This is a genomic window from Haloarcula rubra, from assembly GCF_019599465.1.
Taxonomy (GTDB): Archaea; Halobacteriota; Halobacteria; order Halobacteriales; family Haloarculaceae; genus Haloarcula; species Haloarcula rubra.
This window is the reverse complement of record NZ_RKLR01000026.1, coordinates 1-17,493: the sequence shown is the minus strand read 5'-3', so window position 1 is coordinate 17,493 and position 17,493 is coordinate 1. Positions and strand designations below refer to the sequence as shown.

The following is a 17,493-nucleotide window of genomic DNA, read 5'->3' as shown; positions in this document are numbered from 1 at the left end:
ACGGGAACCCGACGACGACCGTTCCGTTCTCGGTCGTGTCGATTTCCCAGTTCTGGTTGTTGACGGCGAACGGTTGGCTCTCTCGGTAGCGAACCTCTCCGTCCTTGCTGTGGTCAGATTTTGCCTCGCGGATGGCTTGGTTCTGGAGAGCCGAGTAGAGGCCGTTGTCAATGCTGGCCGTGGTCACGGACTTGTCGAAGTCGCCGCTTTCCCATCCGTCGATGCAGAACTTGGTGTCACGGTAGAGTCGGGTGGCGTGTTGCCACTCTTTCCGCCGTGTGAGGGATGGATTGTGGAACTTCGCGGTGACAGTCACCGTGACCATTACAATTGTAATTATAGTCACTATCTTAAGAAATTATTGGAATATCAGGCCGTGCTATCGACGGTGGTTCGTGGAAGGTAATGTCGGATTCATCCTGACCCTAAAGGGTCAGGCATTCTCCTTGAATCTCTGTAAGCAGCGACATCAAGACAGCTTAGACCAACGGACGGATTCGGCAAGTATCCGTGCCGCTGCTCAGAGGTTCCGGATTCCCTACATCTTTCGAGATTGCTAGTTCAGACAACACGGTTAGGTAACCATACTTTAAACCGAGTATGGGACCGGACGTTGGCTATGCTAAATACCCTTATAGCTGATTGAGTATCGAAAGTCAACGAGAATCGCACTAATACTCAACACCGAAACCAGGATGTATAAATTCATAGGGGCAGGTAAGCGAACGTTCAAGGAGCCACATCGTCATTGTTAGAAGATAGGCCTCATGACAATATCCCACACCTCACCCGATCAGGCCTCAACGTGGCTGCAACCCAACCAGATCGAGTCGTTGCGCACGGCATGCTACGATGATCGGTTCCAGTCGACACACTGGCACCGCAACGAGACCATCGTCACGGTCTTGTACGACACCGGCCTCCGTGTAAGCGAACTCGTCCAGCTCGACGTCGACGATGTCGACCTGGACACCGCGACGATACAGGTCCCCGCTGCAGGACAGTCCGAGACACAGACGTCAGCGTCATCCTCCTCAGTAACCCTCGAACTTGACCCGGAGCATACACTTGGGACAGAACGGCTCCTGACCTCCTTCCTCCATCACCGGGAGGACAACAGCGCAGTCCTGTTTCCATCCCGGAATGGGGGCCGGCTGACACCCAAGGCAATCCGAGATCTGGTCACTAAAGCGGCGGCATGCGCCGAGATACGGCCGCACACCCCCACTGGTCGTGGGGACCCAGCAGCTATTTCCCCACAAACCCTCCGCCATAGTACTGCCTGGCGACTCGTTACCGTTGACGACCGGTCGATGACCGAGGTTCGTGATCGACTGCGTCACACCGCACTCTCGACTACCAGAAGCCTCTATGTTTCTTTCACGGAGGAAGGCGTCCATCACACCGAAATCCGTTCTCCCTCCCGCACGTCTTTTGAGACAGGACTGAACCGAGCGATTCTGGAAGATATGCTGGACGCGATCCCTGATCTCCTATTTGCGTTCGATACGGATGGAGAGATGCTCTGGTGGAATGACCCTGTGACAGACATCACTGGGTACAGGGACGCGGAGGTCGCTGATATGCATCCGCTCGACTTCGTCGCACCAGCGGACAAGGAACAGATTGCTGAGGCGATTACTCGGGTCACAAATCAGGAGGCAATCGAACCACGAGAAACGCAGCTCGTCACAAAAGACGACAATCATCTCCTCTATGAGTTCTCTGCGGCGACACTCACTGACGACGAGGGGGCAGTCTGGGGTATTGCAGGTGTTGGGCGCGACATTTCGCTCCGCAAACGATTCGAACGCATCTCGGACGGCTTTTACACACTTGATACCGATTGGCGATTTACATCTCTCAATTCACGAGCGGAAACACTGGTTGACCGCTCCGAAGAAGAGCTACTTGGAACCGTCGTCTGGGAGGCATTCCCCGACGCAGCCGAGATGCAAGTCTATGACGAGTTTCACACGGCGATGGAGACGCAGGACCCCGTCTCCTTCGATCAGTACTATCCCCAGTTAGATACCTGGTTTGAGGTTCGCACATATCCCTCTAAAACGGGTCTTTCGGTCTATTTCCGGGATATCACTGCCCGGAAAGAGCGTGAACGACAGCTTGAGCAGTATCGAACGCTGACCGAGGCAGCGAATGACGTCATCGTCACGATCAACGACGAGAGCAGTATCCAGACGGTGAACCCCGCCGTCACGGACGTCTTCGGATACGAGCCCGACGAGTTGATCGGGGAGCCACTGACGATGCTCATGTCCGATGATCTCGCGGCTCAGCACCGAGCTGCGCTACAGCAGTATCTCGAGACTGGTGAGCGAACCCTCGACTGGTCGAACGTCGAAGTGTCGGGACTTCGTGCGGATGGATCAGAGGTTCCGATTTCGATCTCGTTTAGCGAAGCCGAATCCGACGGCCAGCGATTTTTCACCGGCATCGTGCGCGACATTACCGACCGGAAAGAGCGTGAACGCGAACTTGCGTATCGGAAGGCGCTGTTGGAGGCCCAAGCAGAGACCACGATTCATGGGTTGCTGGTCGTCGATTCCGATCGGAACGTCAGCTATCACAACGAACGGTTTTTGGAACTCTGGGACATCCCGGACTCGGTCGCGGCCACCCGCTCTGATGACGCCCTCATCGAATACGTCCTCGACCAGCTCGCCGATCCCGACGAATTCCGGGAGACTGTCGAGTATCTCTACGAGCACCCCGAGGAAGAGAGCCGGGACACGATCGAACTGGTAGATGGCCGGTGGATCGATCGGTATTCCGCGCCGGTCGTCGCCGATGGGGCTCAGCACGGGCGGTTGTGGGTCTTCCGCGACATCACCGATCAAAAAGAACGAGAAAGAGCACTCGAACGACAACGGACCGAGCTGGCGCGACTGGATCAATTCAACGAACTCGTCCAAGATCTTATCCACGCAGTGGTTGAGGAATCGACACGCTCGGAGATCGAACAGACCGTCTGCGACCAGCTGGCGAGCTCCGACTTCTACCGAACGGCCTGGATTGGTGACCGGGTCAAGACGACTGCGACGATTACGCCACGGGTAAGCGCCGAGATCAGGGTTGACGACGTCCCGACTGTGACAACGGAGAGCACCGACGGGATATCGGACCTCGCAGCGCAAGCGATCGACACTCGAGATGCCTGTGTCGTCCAGCGGCCGTTCGACGAGTTGCACGTTGGCGAGAATCAGGATCAGTCGTGGGGCGCCGATATCGAATCGGCACTGGCCGTACCGATCGAGTATGGTGACGTGCTGTATGGCGTGCTCGTGGTGTATGCAACACAGGCGAGGGCTTTCGGCGACCGTCAGCAGGCGAGCTTCGTCGACCTCGGCGAAACCATCGGCTTCGCCACCGCGGCAGCCGAGCGAAAGGAGGCGCTCGTCGCCGAGCGCGTCTTGGAACTCACACTGTCGATTCGAGATCCGAACCAATCCTTCATCCAAGCCGCCACCCAGTGCGGCGCGACCGTGACGCTGGACGGCATCGCCGGTCGGGGTGCCGATTCATATCTCGCGTACTTCACCGTGACAGGTGTCTCACCCGCTGCAGTTCGTGATCTCGTAGCACAAGGGGAGATGCCTGACTGCGTCCGAGTGGTGAGCACTCACGAGACGAGTAGTCTCTGTGAGGTGGAAATTACTGACTCGTCGTTCATCACGACTGTCGCGGACCACGGTGGGACAGTCACCGACATGACTGCCGAGAACGACCACGGGACGGTTCGTATCGAACTCCCGCGGACCGCCGATGCCAGTCTGTTACTGGACGCTCTGCGGGCGACGGGGGCCGATATCGATCTACAAGCCAAGCGTACCGTCGACCATCCGACCCAGACCGATCACCGGTTCCAATCCACTGTCACGGACCGACTGACGGAGAAACAGCAGAGCGCGATTGAAGCCGCCTATCACGCCGGATTCTTCGAGCAACCGCGGGACAGTACCGGCGAAGACATCGCCGAGTCCTTGGATATCTCGCCGTCAACGTTTCATCAACACCTCCGCGTCGGACTGCGCAAATTGGTGTCGCCCATCGCCGAACCACCGAGAGAGTCCGCATGAGGGGCGTATACCGGATTGTTGTGGCGGTATCGCTACTGGCTTCGAGTGCAAGTAATCATCCATGCGAAAGCAAGAACTCATCCACATCCACAGCCTGCTCGTGGTCACACGCCAGCATCTCGCCGAACAAGCGGACATAGAGATACCTGCAGACGCGTTTGACGGCTACGACGACTCTGGGATCGGGCCCACGGCGATTGCCGAACGGAAAGACGCACACAAAGCGGCAGTCCATCAGCTCTTAGATGGATTCCAGACAACGCTCAACACCCATAAGAAGAGCGCAGACGCTCTGACTCCTTCGTCGGAGTCCGTCGATGCGTCACCTGCGCAGTCGTCCTGATGTGCCGGATTGTTGGGGCGTTAGGTCTACTGGTGATTAACACATAGTATCTGGTGGCCGGTCCAGAATCACCACCCCCAACTGAAACCGGCTAATTTCCACCCCACCACCCCATCTCCATTCTGTCCCTCCCCCTCATCCCCCTCGTCACCCGTTTTCACAGGCGGTACGAGGCGGATGCCACGGGGCTTGACCCCGTGGAGGAAGCCGACACTTCGATGGAATTTAGCACGCTTGATGGCAAGGCCGACTCCCCCGCCTTAATGTTAAACTTTTATCCGGCAGTAGATGTGAATGTGAATTACGGATGGACGACGCGCCACGACGAACCGTGCTCATCAAACTCGATGTACCCAGAGAGCGTCGTGGCGACCTCCATCAAACCAAAACCCAATTCCTCCACTGCGCCAACAGCACCAGCGACTGGGCGTGGCGCTACGACGACTACTGTGTCACCAGCAAGAGCAAAGCCGAAAACGCCCTGTACGACGAGTTACGCGAGGAAACTGACCTCACCACCAACCTCGTCCAGAAAGGCATCCGTCGCGCCATCGAAGCCGTCACGAGCGGTGTCGAGAAGCTGAAACAGGGCGAAAAGACCAGTCAGCCCGAGTTCGACTCATGGAGCGTCGTCTACGACAAACGGAGCGCGACGTTCAACGACGACCACGCCACGCTCTCCACTCCGAACGGCAGAGTCACCACCGAATACGTCCTTCCGCCCAAAGAGGAGCGAGAGGAGACGCCGTTCGGACGCTACTACGAGAGTGACGACTGGGATGCCTCCAGCGCCACACTCCAATACGACGAACAGGATGAAGAGTTCTACCTGCACGTCACACTGAAGAACCTCGACTACGAGATTGACGGAACGGAACGCCAAGAAGCCAGTCACGATGATCATGATGATGATGGTGTCGAGAACGGAGTGGTTCTCGGTGTTGACCTGAACGTGACTGGCGCGTTCGCCGTCACCTCCACGGGTGAGTGCATCGGTAGTGCGGACTACCTCACCCACAAGCGCGACCAGTACGAACAACGCCGCGCCAAACTGCAACAGACGGGTACACGGTCAGCTCACCTCACGATTCAGTCCATCGGCAGCCGCTTCTCGGATTGGTCGCTGGACTGGCTCCACAATCGAACCAACGACCTCATCAAGGAAGCCCAGTCTGCTGACGCTGACGGCATCATTTTCGAGAACCTCGACCACATCCGCGAGAACATCGCTAATGGGTCGAAGTTCCAGCAGTGGGCCTACGCGAAGTTCGTGGAACTCGTTGAGTACAAGATCGAATCCACGCCGTTGTTCGTGGACACGGTGAACCCGGCGTACACGAGTCAGCGGTGTTCTCACTGTGGGTTTACCCACGAGGACAACCGCGACGACAAACAATTCGCGTGTCAGGACTGTGGGTATGAGGTGAACGCGGATTACAACGCCGCGAAGAATATCGCCAACCGATACTGCGGATATATCCATCGCGGGCAGAAATCTCGCGGTGGATGGGCCACCAGTCAACTGGCCCTCAAGTCAGGGACGTTGAACGTGAATGGCGATTACACACCTGCCGAACTACTCGGTTAGAACGGGAGTCCACTGACAAGCCTCGGGGCTTGACCCCGAGGCGGTTGACTGATTTAGAGCGGGAAGGGGCGATCTCGATCCCCAAACTGTTGAGCAGTGCCGATCAAATATTTAGAATGTTCATGCGTAGCACGTTGTTGATTTCATAGGATCGCTCGAATAGCGTGTTTGACCGCATCTCGACCCGGTGTCTGGTACTTCTTCCGGCGTAGTTGGAATAGTCTGAGATACTGTGTCAGCTTGTCCTTAGAGATACCTCCCACCATCGCGTCAGCGACGCGTTGCTCTCGCAGGTATTGACATCACCTCGTCGTCAGTGTATTCGCTGTCGCCGTGGACGACGTATTCGCGGTCGAATGCGCCGTCCTTTGCGAGCGGTTCGTACGCTCGAAAGTCGTCGATTCGTCTGCGGCTTTCGTCGGAATCACGTACCGCTGGCCGGTGCTGCGGTCGGCGACAATGAATACGGATGGCTTGTCACCATTATACGAACCACGCCCGCGTGTGGACAGGCCACGCGACCGTAACTCCTGTGAGCTGTGGCTCGACATCCAGCTGGGCTCGCAGGTCGATGACGGCGGCGTCAACGTCGTCGAGAAGGCGTGTAGCTGTCCGGACGACGCGGCGCAGTCCAAGGCATCTCCGGCGGGTCGACATCGATATTCGAGCAGGGTTGATTCCCCGACTGGACGGTTGACTTCCGGATGCGTAATCGGCTCGAGCCGAGTGATTTTTCGCCTCTCTGGGGAGTGAGAGAGTCTTCTCATGGCTTCGAGCACTGTCCATCAGGAGTCGGACGTATCGACACAGCAGTGTCCCGAATGTAGCGGAGACCTCGTTCAGGACGCACATGAAACCCACTGTGGAGTGTGCGGCCTCGTCGTTGAGGACGAACCCGTCGACCACGGACCCGAGTGGCGGTCGTTCGACCGCGAGGAGCGCAAGCGCACCGGCGCCCCACGGACGGTGACGCTTCACGATAGGGGACTGTCAACCGACATCGGGACCGGTGGTGCCGATGTCTCGTCCCGAAAGCGGCGTCGACTGTCCCGGCAGCGTCGACTCCACTCTCGAGCGAAATTCGAGTCCAAGCGGGAGCGCAATCTCTCGCATGGGCTGGGTGAGATCAACCGGCTTGTGGGCGCACTGGACCAGAGTGACGCGGTCCAGCAGCAAGCGTCGACGCTGTTCAAACAGGCCCAGGATGCGAACCTGCTCATCGGTCGGTCGATCGAAAGTGGCGCTGCAGCCGCAGTGTACGCCGCTGGCCGGTGCAACACGGTCATTCGGATGGCCGACGTCGCCGACGTCGCCCGCTGTTCTTCATCCAATGCTTGGGGGACGTACCGAACGTTACAGCGTGAGCTCGAGATACCGATTCCGGTGCAACTCCCGGTCGACTGGGTGCCGACGGTGATCTCGGAGCTTCCACTCACAGTGTCGCCGGCTCTTCGACAGGACGCAACTCAGATGGCGGCGACCGCAACTGACTCGGCGGCGCTGAACGGGAACCCGGTCGGCATCGCTGCCGCCGCTGTCTATCTGGCTGGGATGGATACTGACCTGCGGCTGACACAGGAGACAATCAGCGAGGCCGTAGATATCTCGCCGGTCACCGTCCGGGCGTGGTATCAGCGGCTTGTGGAGTTCGTCGAGGAGTGAATCGACCCCATATCTCGGACTGGCACAATTCATATAATGTATGCAGATTAAGTCTCTAGTGAGTCATGCCCCGAACTACTGCCACCATCCCGGACGATCTCACTGACCTGATGGAGGGTGCTGTCAAGGCGGGCATCTTCGAAAACAAGAGCGACGCGATCCGCCACGTGTTGCGCGAATACTTCGACGAGCACCAGAATGCGCGGATCGCTGCTGCAGTTTCACTCTACGAAGAGGAACAAATCACGCTCGGGACCGCTGCCCGGCTTGCCGGTGTTAATCGCTTCGAGATGCGGGATATTCTTCGCGAAGAAGGGATTGAGCTCCGACTGGGGCCCAAAGACATGGCTGCTGCACGCGACGAAATTGATGCTGCCCGAGATCTTGAATGACAGGCCCTCCGGATAACGCAACTGTTCTCAATACAACTGCCCTGTCGAACTTTGCGCAGGTTGATCACGTCACCCTCTTGGTAAACTTACCCCGACTTGTCACGGTTCCAGCCGTCCAGACGGAACTCGAAGAGGGTGCTGAAACACATCGCTATCTTGAACACGCACTTGCAGTACTTGAGGAGGAGATTCCTGTTGTCGAACCGTCTCCTGAGGCTCACGAACTGGAACAAACCCTCTTGGAGACATTGGACCCAGGTGAAGCACAAGCGCTGGCAGTTGCAGAAGCGGTAGCTGGCACTGTCATCACCGACGATGGAGATGCTCGTTCTACCGCGACCCAGCGAGGAATCGATCTGACTGGCTCAATTGGTCTCCTCGTCCGGTTTGTCGAACATGACCGTCTTTCAGCGGAGACCGCAGATACCTATCTCAAACGTTGGATTGACGACGCTGGATTTCGATCCCCTGCCCGTGATTTCGACGTGTTTCTTGAGGATTGATCGCCTGTTGTTGATATAGGTCATTTTGTGTGCTCTCTGTGGCCGAGAGAGATTCCGAATGAGTAGCACTCGCCAGTCAGAGACGACATTCGAATGGCGCTGGAACGACCGGACCGAGAACCGTCCAGTGCCCCAGTCTTGGGCAACGAACGGCAGCCACGAGCCTGTCGGCGACGACGAACAACCACTCTACGCGATTCAGTTCCGGGCTGGCCTCTTGTTAGAGTGGAAGGTTAACCACCGAACCGAATCGCTTGTCGCCGGCCCGAGACGAGAACGCCCAGCCCTCCGCGTACTGTATGTCTCTCGGGATGGACAGCAGGCAATCGTCCGGGAGTGGGACGCTGAGAGAACGGCCTCCGGCTGGCGTCCCGAACCCGAGTTCGCTAGCAGAATCGCCAGAGCCTCTACGGACTGCGACGACGTTGATATCGACAATCAAGAGTCCTACCGGACCATGCTCGAAGCGCGGTACGACGTCGCGTAGCGAGGTGCGTTTTCTGGGCTCTCTGGTGGCCGAGAGAGCCATGGCATCGCCACAGATCGACTGTGACGACATCGTCACGACGCTTGACCGGATTCGACAGCGCGGCCACAGTACCCATACCGTGTTCCGAGATTGGGTCGACCTGATGCTGTACGCGTTACAGCGACGAGACGACCCGTACCTGGATATCATTGATGACTACCGGGATTGGACGGACATGGACCATCCTGGGGGACAGCGTTCCGTGGATCTGTTCGCGAAAGCCTTCGACCAGCTTCCAGAGCGGATGGCCGTCACCGACGCCGATGTCCTCGGTGCCGTCTACGAGGAGTACGGTCTATCCAGCGATGCGTTTGGGCAGCATTTCACTCCACACCCCGTGTGTGAGCTGCTGGTCGATCTCGCCGGCGTCGTCGACGAGTCAGACACCGATCAGCGGCCGACCGATACAGACCCGGCGTGTGGCAGCGGTCGGTTGCTCCTCATCACCGCGTAGCGCAACTGCTGGGTCTCCCCCGGTTCGACCCACCCACCGTCGTACGTGAATGGTTCCGGCTGAACGCTCATCGCCCCAGAACTCGGATGGCTTACGGATTAAGTGAAAAGAACGGGTGTAACTGCCTTGCACGCCCGCCGAACCGGTAATAGATGACACCGATGATCTAGACGGGAGGCAACTCCCATGACAAGCACTTCTCCCGACTCATCACAATCGGGCGGGATGACGGGGACGACGCGGTCAGCGAGCGCCGATTCTGCTCAGACTGCAACGGGAGTGTGCCGTGTCGGTGTGTTGAGTCCGCATAACAGCAAGGAGACCAAAGCAATCCTCAACGCCGTTCGCGTTCTGGGTCACGAACCGGTCTGGATTCGCGATGAGAACATTAGCTCGTGGATCGAGAACGGCAGCGTCCAACTTTCGCCGCAGGTCGACGTGCTCGTCAACCGATTGTTGCTAACAAAAAGCGACCAACAGCTCGAGGACCTCCAGCTGGCCGCACTCTACGCCGACACCACGCCCGTTGTGAACCCACCGCAGGCAGTCGCAAACACACTCCACAAATACCGATCGGGGACGAAACTCGCCGCAGCGGGGCTCCCGGCGCCCGACGCCTACTTCGGCCGATCATCGCGAACGTTCGAGGAGTGGCCGGAGCATCTGCCCGACGAGGCTGCACACAAACACACGATCGGAACCAACGGACAGCGGATGTCCGTGATCTCCCAGAACGAGCCTGTCGGTCCGACGATCGACGACGAGCAATCGTTCGTGCAAGAGTTCCTTGAGGAACATGGTGACCGACCCTCCGATGTCCGGGTGTACGTCGTTGGTGAAGACATCGTCAGCGCCATGCGACGCCACGCTCCGGAAGGTGACTGGCGGACGAACGTGGCCATGGGCGGTGAGGTCGAAGGCGTAACGGATGAACTCGGGTTGGAACCCCGCCGGCTCGCGCGTGAAGCGACACAGGTGCTCGGATTAGACATCGCCGGCGTCGACCTGATGTCGATCGATGGCTCGTGGTATATTCTGGAGGTCAATGCCACGGCTGGGTTCAAAGGCCTCTTTTCCGCGACTGGAATCTCTGTGGCCCCACACATCGCCCGACTGGCGATCGAACGCCTTGGCGGGTCCGTTGAGGACTCTGCGATCAGCGACCTCGAATCGACCCTCGACGATTCCGTTCCGGACTGCAAGCCACCACTCATCGAGGAACAGGGAGAAGAGCACGTACTCGGTTATACCACGCGTATCAGGATTCACGGCCGGGACGGAACAGAGAAGGCCGTCGCCAAGTCAGACACCGGTGCGAAGCGAACGAGCATCGACACCGACCTTGCCGGGCAAATCGGGGCTGGCCCGCTTGTCGGGACGACAGAGGTGCGTTCGGGAACCGTCAGTGGGACCGAAACACGGCCACTCGTCGACGTGGATCTGTGTCTGAACGGAAGTTGGCGGACTGTCACGGCCAGCATCACCGACCGGTCCGAGATGACTTATCCAGTTCTTTTCGGATGTGACGTACTCGAAGTGTACACGCTCGATATCAGCCAGACAGTCGAGGAGTAGTCACATGCAGAGAAGCCGACCCGTCGATAAAAGTCGAAGCGATGAACCTCCTCCTGAGCGAACTCTCGTTCCCAACCCGCCACTCCTGGTACTGCCGGGCGTGTTGACCCGTGAGAGACACACAGACGCCCTTCAACCATGTCCGTAACGAGACGAGCCGTCCTGGAACAACTCGCCACAGCAAGCGACGCAGACCAGCGAGAGACGACGACAACGGCGGCGATTGCAGCGGCGCTCGATACCGACGAAGGGACGATCGAATCCCATCTGAATGGACTCGCAGCGTGCGAACTGGTCCGAACGTACCCGGACGGTCGAGCTAGGATAACGATTACCGGCGAAGAGTTACTGGCTCTCGATACCGATGAGATGGTAATCGTCGATTCGAATTAGAAGATTCGAGCCGATTGAGAGGCCAGTATTTATCGGCTCCCCACATAACAGTCGATATAAATGGAGGTACATATTATCGATGTCTAATCAAAATACAACCCAGTCCGACGACGAGAGTGCCGAGGTCCAGTACGACCCGAACTCAGGTCGGTACGATATCTACGAATGCACCGTCTCTGATTGTGACAACATCGTTCTCGTGGTTGGAAATGACGACCCACCGATGTCCTGTCACGATCAACCCATGGAGCGGGTTACAGAGGTAAATATGAGCGTGAAACCCCCGGACGTGAGGCAGGTACTCCTTCAGGCGTTCGGTCTTCCGAAGGCCGGCCTGGATATCTGTCTGTGCGTTATCGGTGAGGGGCCCCTCTCGGCGAACGAAGTCGCCGAGCAGCTCGGGTACGACCGAAGTACGGTCACGCGGTATCTCAACAAACTCGTCGAACTGGGATTGCTCAGGCGGTCCGAGCTCAATCGAGAGGGTGGCGGCGTCGTCAAAGTGTATCACTCGGTCGACCTCGAACGAATGCGCCGTGAGACTCTCATCGGGTTCTACGTCTGGGCTGGGGAGGCAGCCTCCCTCATCGAAGACGCGAATCTGACGAAACAGGACTACCTCGAAGAGAATCCCGATCAAGACCTGCCGGACGTCTTCTGGGAGTCATTCCCGGATGACTAATTGTTCGAAGGGAACATCCCGGGACATCTACACCGAATCACGGAGAGCAGCGATGACTTCGCTACGGCCTCCGCAGGGGTCGCATGTTGACCGATATAACCAGCGGCCCGGTAGTCACGTTGAGTTCCGAACCCGAGACACGCCCCGATCCTCGACACGTTTGATGAGCGGTCACGCATCAGGATCCCATCGCTTGAACCTCACCGCGGAGTGGATACGTCTACTCTCGTGTTGAACACTTACGACCAATGACCCGACGTCGAACGGTGCTGACAGCCAGTACTGGGGCCATGCTGTGGCTCGCGGGCTGTGGAGGACGTGGGCTTGATCCGACCCCCACGGTCGAGTCGCACCCGGCACCAGCTACCGACATCCCCTCTGGCCCATACTGGTACACCCATCCCCAGTCGACTGGCAATCGGTTCATTTCTGGGGCCGCGGATCTCCGGAACACCGAGCCCGTTCGGTTCGCTGTCGACGGTCGGCCAGTGTGGCTGGTCGCCCATCCGGCACCGCGGGGGAGTTACTGGACCGTCGTCACGGCGGAGGGTACCGCTACCCGATTACAGGTCTACGACGGGGCGATATCCGATGAGACGCGTCTGCCACAACAGGTACCCGGACGCCCGCCGGTGGTAGCAGACGGCGACACCGAGCCGGAGCTTCTCGACCATCCGTCGATCATGAGTCAGAACGCGGGCCAGATGATGACGTCTGGAGATGGGGTGTCTCGCCGGCTGTTCGTGGCAGAGAACGGTGACCTCGTCGTCGATGGCGCCGACCGCTATCGTCTCCCTATCGACGCACCGCCCGATATCCGACCAGCAGCAATCGGAGACGGGACGTACGTCGTCTACGGTGACGTGACGGGCCGCTACGGGCACGGCGCGCTCGGTGACACACTGGAACCGTCGTCTCTCGTCGTGGTCGATCCGACGGGTCCGGAGGTGGTCGCTCGAACGGTGCTCGATGCTCCCCTCGTCTTCGAGGGGTTGCAACCACTCGTCGCGGATCTCGACGGCGATGGCGAACCGGAGATCGTCACCACGATTGCCGACTCCGAGAACGGGGCAGGCATCGCTATTTACTCGCCAGCTGGTGAGCGCATCGCGACCGGCCCCGTATACGGCCCCGGCTGGCGCCACCAACTCGCAGTCGCACCGTTCGGTCCCGATGGTACTACGGAACTCGCTGCCGTTCTAAAACCGCATGTCACCCACACACTGGAGTATTACCGGCTCGAAGACGGTGATCTGAACGTTAGAGCCACCATCGATGGAGTTTCGTCCCACACGTACGGGTCCCGCAACCTCGACGGGGCCGTCGCAGCCGATCTCGATGATGACGGTACTGTGGAACTCCTCGTCCCGACGACCGACCGTCGCCGACTCGTTGCCGTTTCTCGCAAGTCTAGCGACGCACGGGTTCAGTGGGAATGGGAGTTAGGTGGGAAGCTGACGTGTAATCTCACCGGCGTTGGTCTCGACGACGGTGGTGTCGCAGTAGGTGCTGCCACTGTCAACGATGTCTCCATCTGGTCCGTGTGACCCGTCGGGAGCTTCAGGCTTGGGAGAACGAGTTCGAGAGCAATATCTTAACAGCCACAGTCCTCGACCTTTCGGTGTCGAACGCGTCCGTGCAATTGAACCGAACCGCCGGGAGAGCTTCTTTGTCGTCGGCGTCTAAATAGATATGGCCGACTTCGACGTCTTCGTGATCGGTGCCGGAACGGGCAACAACGTGCTGCAGCGGCAGCCGACGCCGGACTAGAGACGGCACTCGTCGAACCCGATCCGCTCGGCGGGACGTGTCTCAATCGGGAATGCACCCCTTCGAAAATGCTCATTCAAGCTGCCAACGCGGCGAATCACGTTCGCGAGGCCGAGCGGTTCCACGTCAACGCCACACTCGACGGCATCGACCACGCCGCAGTCGTGGACGAGATGGACGACTTGCTCGGCGGTATCGCGGAGGACATGGAGGCGCGCTACCGCGACAAGGAGAACCTCACGCTGTTCAAAGAACGCACGGAGTTCGTCGACGAGCGGACGGTCCGTCTCGGCGGCGAGGCCGTCACAGCCGAGAAAGTGGTCGTCGCAGCTGGGAGCCGCGCCCCATCGTCCCACCGATCGACGGTCTCGAAGACGTGGACTACCTCACGAGCCAAGACGCCTTGTACCTCCGAGAGACGCCCGAGAGTCTCGTGATTCTCGGAGGAGGATATATCGCTGTCGAGCTGGGATACTTCTTCGACGCGATGGGAACGGACGTGACGATTGTCGAGATGATGGACTCGCTGGTCCATCGTGAAGACGGCGACCTCGCCGAGGCGTTCACCGATATCGCGGCCGACCGCCACGACGTGTACACCGGTCACCGGGTGACTGCCGTCGAGGAAAGGGGCGAAGGAAATGCCGTCCACGCTGAAACCGAGACCGGCGACGAGACCACCGCCGAGGGGAGCGAGGTACTGGTTGCACTCGGACGCCGACCCAACAGCGACACGCTCAACCTTGAGACTGCAGGCATCGATGTCGACGATCGAGGCTTCATCGAGACGAACGAGTACCTGCAGACCACCCCCGAGAACGTCTGGGCGCAGGGCGACATCGCGGCCAATGCCTTGTTCAAACACTCTGGGGACTACGAGACCCGCCACACGGTCGCGAACGTCGTCCACGGGGAACGGCGGGCGATCGACCTCTCGGCGATGCCCCACACGATCTTCACCGAACCACAAATAGCCGGCGTCGGCGCGACCGAAGAGGATCTCGACGACGAGGGCACCGAGTACGTCGTCGGGCGGGCCGACTACGCGGACTCAGCGATGGGCCGGGCGAAGAAGCTCGACCACGGCTTCGTGAAGGTCCTCGCTGCCCCCGACGGCGAGATTCTGGGCGCCCACGCCATCGGTTACGAGGCCTCGAGCTATTGCACGAGGCCGTTCTCGCGATGCGGATCGGGATGACTGTCGACGACATCGCCGGGACGATTCACGCCCACCCAACGCTGAGCAAGGTGGTCGAGGCAGCCTTCCGCGACGTGTCAAACTGACCGATACGAGTATCCGGACGCCTAGAGTCCTGCTCTTTCGCGAACCACGTCTTCACGTAACTGGAACGTCCGCGAATCTCGGTTGTACGCCGTACCTGTCCAGACGCGATGAGGACCGCGTCGTATGACGAAGGCAGTGCTCAAGCTCACTCTCTACCTCGTCGTCGTGGCTGGGTCTCGGTGACTCGTCGTCATCCGGGGGTGGCTGATATTCAATGAACGCCGACGTCCGAAGTTGGCAAACGAATCGACTGAGTTCGAGAGGGAAGCTACGCTGCGGACGGCCCCGTGAGTGGAATAAGCTCGACAATCCTATCCTCCGTTCCGGAATGAGCATATCGGAGAAAGGTCTCATAAAAGGACGCAGGGCGTGGAGATTGCGTCCAGCAAGAACTACGCACGGGAAGTCGTAGCTTCGGTCGACGACTTCTCGTATATGCGGAACCCGAAACGATTCCGCTTTTCGAACACCTCGAAATCGAATTCTTCCTGGATTGTGACGTGTTCGCCCTCACTTTGAGGTGACGGGCCACGAAGACTCAGCGCAGGTAGTGGTAGCTCGCGCCGAGGACCAGCCCGAACACGAGGTGCGTGAGCAAACCCATCAGTGCGAGATTCGGAAGCGGCGGTGGGCTGGGAAAGCCGACGGCCGACAGCCAAAGGGGCATGACAACGCCGGCGGCGACGACCCAGAGGATTACGCCGTACGCGAGACCGAGCCCGACGACGCCCCCCAACAACTCCGCGGCAGCTGCCAGTCGGGGTTGCGTCAACGCCGCGGCGAAGACGACGCTGAACACAGCGCTGATCGACATGTGGACGACCCAGCCAGCGACCCCACCGGACAGGCCTACGAGCGCTGGAATCGCGTTCTCGATAACGGGCGGCATCAGCAGCGAAAACAGCACACCCATCACGAGTCCGCCGATCAATCCCGCTTCTACACCATGTTGCCACGACGGACCGTCTCGTACAGCTCCGGTCTGTTCGATACCCTGCGTTTCCTGTTGTGCTTCGTGTGCCATCCAAAACTGGAGGCATTCGACTGTCATAAGGCGTGCAGACCGTTCAGAAAACCCGTCTCGGCGTGGCTCGGGTTACCGGTTCGGTCTCACCACCGAACTACCAGATGCATCTCGTTACTCCACCTGCCATGGATGCCGGAATGCGACCCTTCCTCGCGGTAAGTTCAGCGTCCACTGATGAACCGTACGCAACACGTCTTCATCCGTCACCGAGAGCAGGGATGCGTCCGCAATCTCATGTGTCTATTCGTGACTCTAGAAATTCGCGGGCTCGCTGATTGCCCAGAGTTCGAAGTTCGTCGAGGAATGCGGGATCGCGGTCAACCTTCGTTGAGCAGTGGAACCGCTTGCCCATCTGGATGCGGTGGATACTCGTCTGCTAGAACTTGTCGGCAGGAAGCGTTCCGTCCTCGACACAGCCATTGAGCCGTTCGATGAACCCGAGCTCCTGGTTGAGAGAGATATTCCCCGACAGTTCGTTGCGCCGGTCCGCGATGACGTCCACTTCCAGCTTCGAGACTTCCCACGGGACCCCGAGCTCCTCAAAGAGCAGGGACCGGTACGTAACAAAAAAGTCCCGGGGATTCCCGACGAACTGCTTGAGCAAGCTGTTGACTTCCACACCTACGGAGAGTGAAGGCGTTCCAGCGGATGCGGAGCGGTTATACTGACTCTTCAGACTCGTCGATTGTACACTCGTCGTCCCGGCAGTTCGTCGCCTTCCGCAACGCGTCGAGATCGGGTTGTTCGTCAGGACTGCGAGCCGACCACACGAACTGGACAACGCGATCGGCATCGACGACGAACGTAGCGCGGCGCGGAACATCGCGATGGTTCTCGAATTCCTCCGTTAGTACTCCGTATGCCTGGCTCACTTGTCCATCGGTATCCGATAGAAGCGGGAACTGGATGTTGTGCTTGTCTGCGTACTCACGATGGGCGTAGGCAGCGTCTGACCCCACCCCGAGGACAACGACATCGTCTAGGAGCGTGAGCCAATCAGCGTCGCGTAAGGAACACCACTGATCGGTACACGCTGGGTGAAAATCGAAGGGGTAGAAGACGAGAACATTCGTCTTTAGCTAAGACTCACACCTCGGTTGCGTAGCGGTAGCGAGCGTCTCCTGTAAGATCGGTCGCTGTTGATGGATCTTCTGTGCATCTTCGATCAACCGCTCCAACAGCGGCGGTGGTGA

At 58.8% G+C, this 17,493-nt stretch carries 12 protein-coding genes and 6 pseudogenes; 14 read left to right on the top strand and 4 right to left on the bottom strand.

Features of this window, described 5'->3' with window-relative positions:
• The coding region (locus EGH21_RS23640; RefSeq protein WP_425433333.1) for a transposase at window positions 1–325 on the bottom strand (325 nt) is incomplete at its 3' end.
• A 442-nt stretch (window positions 326–767) separates the two neighbouring features.
• Here EGH21_RS23640 and EGH21_RS23635 point away from each other — a divergent pair.
• The 3 genes from EGH21_RS23635 to EGH21_RS23625 all read left to right on the top strand — a co-directional run bounded on the left by EGH21_RS23635 (window position 768) and on the right by EGH21_RS23625 (window position 6,028).
• Window positions 768–4,097: a PAS domain S-box protein gene (locus EGH21_RS23635; protein ID WP_220620859.1), complete on the top strand. Its 3,330-nt coding sequence runs from the start codon at window positions 768–770 to the stop codon at window positions 4,095–4,097.
• A gap of 61 nt (window positions 4,098–4,158) precedes the next feature.
• Window positions 4,159–4,440 carry a UPF0058 family protein gene (locus EGH21_RS23630; RefSeq protein ID WP_220620858.1) on the top strand — a complete coding sequence of 94 codons (282 nt, stop codon included), beginning with the start codon at window positions 4,159–4,161 and terminating at the stop codon, window positions 4,438–4,440.
• Window positions 4,441–4,747: 307 nt separating this feature from the next.
• Complete coding sequence (locus EGH21_RS23625) at window positions 4,748–6,028, top strand: RNA-guided endonuclease InsQ/TnpB family protein (protein WP_220620857.1); 1,281 nt, start codon at window positions 4,748–4,750, stop codon at window positions 6,026–6,028.
• A gap of 143 nt (window positions 6,029–6,171) precedes the next feature.
• Here the strand turns inward: EGH21_RS23625 and EGH21_RS23620 are convergent.
• A pseudogene (locus EGH21_RS23620) lies at window positions 6,172–6,552 on the bottom strand (IS1595 family transposase); the annotation flags it as partial.
• Between the two features lie 241 nt (window positions 6,553–6,793).
• On the opposite strand from EGH21_RS23620, the gene EGH21_RS23615 reads away from it, so the two are divergent.
• The 10 genes and pseudogenes from EGH21_RS23615 to EGH21_RS24325 form a co-directional block, all read left to right on the top strand.
• Window positions 6,794–7,690, top strand: coding sequence for a transcription initiation factor IIB (locus tag EGH21_RS23615; RefSeq protein WP_220620856.1), 897 nt, complete (start codon window positions 6,794–6,796; stop codon window positions 7,688–7,690).
• Between the two features lie 65 nt (window positions 7,691–7,755).
• On the top strand, window positions 7,756–8,082 hold the full coding sequence (locus EGH21_RS23610; protein ID WP_220620855.1) for a UPF0175 family protein: 327 nt from the start codon (window positions 7,756–7,758) through the stop codon (window positions 8,080–8,082).
• Window positions 8,079–8,585: a PIN domain-containing protein gene (locus tag EGH21_RS23605; RefSeq protein WP_220620854.1), complete on the top strand. Its 507-nt coding sequence runs from the start codon at window positions 8,079–8,081 to the stop codon at window positions 8,583–8,585. Before EGH21_RS23610 ends, EGH21_RS23605 begins: the two co-directional genes overlap by 4 nt.
• A 58-nt stretch (window positions 8,586–8,643) precedes the next feature.
• Window positions 8,644–9,072 carry a hypothetical protein gene (locus EGH21_RS23600; protein ID WP_236035799.1) on the top strand — a complete coding sequence of 143 codons (429 nt, stop codon included), beginning with the start codon at window positions 8,644–8,646 and terminating at the stop codon, window positions 9,070–9,072.
• A gap of 40 nt (window positions 9,073–9,112) precedes the next feature.
• Window positions 9,113–9,559 (top strand): annotated as a pseudogene (locus EGH21_RS23595) (N-6 DNA methylase); the annotation flags it as partial.
• A gap of 234 nt (window positions 9,560–9,793) precedes the next feature.
• On the top strand, window positions 9,794–11,143 hold the full coding sequence (locus EGH21_RS23590) for a putative ATP-dependent zinc protease (protein ID WP_220620852.1): 1,350 nt from the start codon (window positions 9,794–9,796) through the stop codon (window positions 11,141–11,143).
• A gap of 472 nt (window positions 11,144–11,615) precedes the next feature.
• Window positions 11,616–12,218, top strand: coding sequence for a helix-turn-helix domain-containing protein (locus EGH21_RS23585; RefSeq protein ID WP_220620851.1), 603 nt, complete (start codon window positions 11,616–11,618; stop codon window positions 12,216–12,218).
• A 632-nt stretch (window positions 12,219–12,850) separates the two neighbouring features.
• Window positions 12,851–13,765 carry a hypothetical protein gene (locus EGH21_RS23580; RefSeq protein WP_220620850.1) on the top strand — a complete coding sequence of 305 codons (915 nt, stop codon included), beginning with the start codon at window positions 12,851–12,853 and terminating at the stop codon, window positions 13,763–13,765.
• 145 nt (window positions 13,766–13,910) lie between these two features.
• Window positions 13,911–15,272 (top strand): annotated as a pseudogene (locus EGH21_RS23575) (dihydrolipoyl dehydrogenase family protein).
• A 376-nt stretch (window positions 15,273–15,648) separates the two neighbouring features.
• Window positions 15,649–15,794 (top strand): annotated as a pseudogene (locus tag EGH21_RS24325) (IS5/IS1182 family transposase); the annotation flags it as partial.
• Window positions 15,795–15,811: 17 nt separating this feature from the next.
• Here EGH21_RS24325 and EGH21_RS23570 read toward each other — a convergent pair.
• Window positions 15,812–16,297 carry a histidine kinase gene (locus EGH21_RS23570; RefSeq protein WP_236035797.1) on the bottom strand — a complete coding sequence of 162 codons (486 nt, stop codon included), beginning with the start codon at window positions 16,295–16,297 and terminating at the stop codon, window positions 15,812–15,814.
• 496 nt (window positions 16,298–16,793) lie between these two features.
• On the opposite strand from EGH21_RS23570, the pseudogene EGH21_RS24850 reads away from it, so the two are divergent.
• Window positions 16,794–16,934: pseudogene (locus EGH21_RS24850) on the top strand (NAD(P)/FAD-dependent oxidoreductase); the annotation flags it as partial.
• A gap of 25 nt (window positions 16,935–16,959) precedes the next feature.
• On the opposite strand, the pseudogene EGH21_RS24845 reads toward EGH21_RS24850, so the two are convergent.
• Window positions 16,960–17,364, bottom strand: a pseudogene (locus EGH21_RS24845) (redoxin domain-containing protein); the annotation flags it as partial.
• Window positions 17,365–17,493 lie beyond the last annotated feature (129 nt).

Bases quoted from the DNA above. Each gene is read 5' to 3' on its own strand.
- EGH21_RS23635 (WP_220620859.1), top strand. From the start codon at position 768: ATGACAATATCCCACACCTCACCCGATCAGGCCTCAACGTGGCTGCAA.
- EGH21_RS23630 (WP_220620858.1), top strand. From the start codon at position 4,159: ATGCGAAAGCAAGAACTCATCCACATCCACAGCCTGCTCGTGGTCACA.
- EGH21_RS23625 (WP_220620857.1), top strand. From the start codon at position 4,748: ATGGACGACGCGCCACGACGAACCGTGCTCATCAAACTCGATGTACCC.
- EGH21_RS23615 (WP_220620856.1), top strand. From the start codon at position 6,794: ATGGCTTCGAGCACTGTCCATCAGGAGTCGGACGTATCGACACAGCAG.
- EGH21_RS23610 (WP_220620855.1), top strand. From the start codon at position 7,756: ATGCCCCGAACTACTGCCACCATCCCGGACGATCTCACTGACCTGATG.
- EGH21_RS23605 (WP_220620854.1), top strand. From the start codon at position 8,079: ATGACAGGCCCTCCGGATAACGCAACTGTTCTCAATACAACTGCCCTG.
- EGH21_RS23600 (WP_236035799.1), top strand. From the start codon at position 8,644: ATGAGTAGCACTCGCCAGTCAGAGACGACATTCGAATGGCGCTGGAAC.
- EGH21_RS23590 (WP_220620852.1), top strand. From the start codon at position 9,794: ATGACGGGGACGACGCGGTCAGCGAGCGCCGATTCTGCTCAGACTGCA.
- EGH21_RS23585 (WP_220620851.1), top strand. From the start codon at position 11,616: ATGTCTAATCAAAATACAACCCAGTCCGACGACGAGAGTGCCGAGGTC.
- EGH21_RS23570 (WP_236035797.1), bottom strand. From the start codon at position 16,297: ATGGCACACGAAGCACAACAGGAAACGCAGGGTATCGAACAGACCGGA.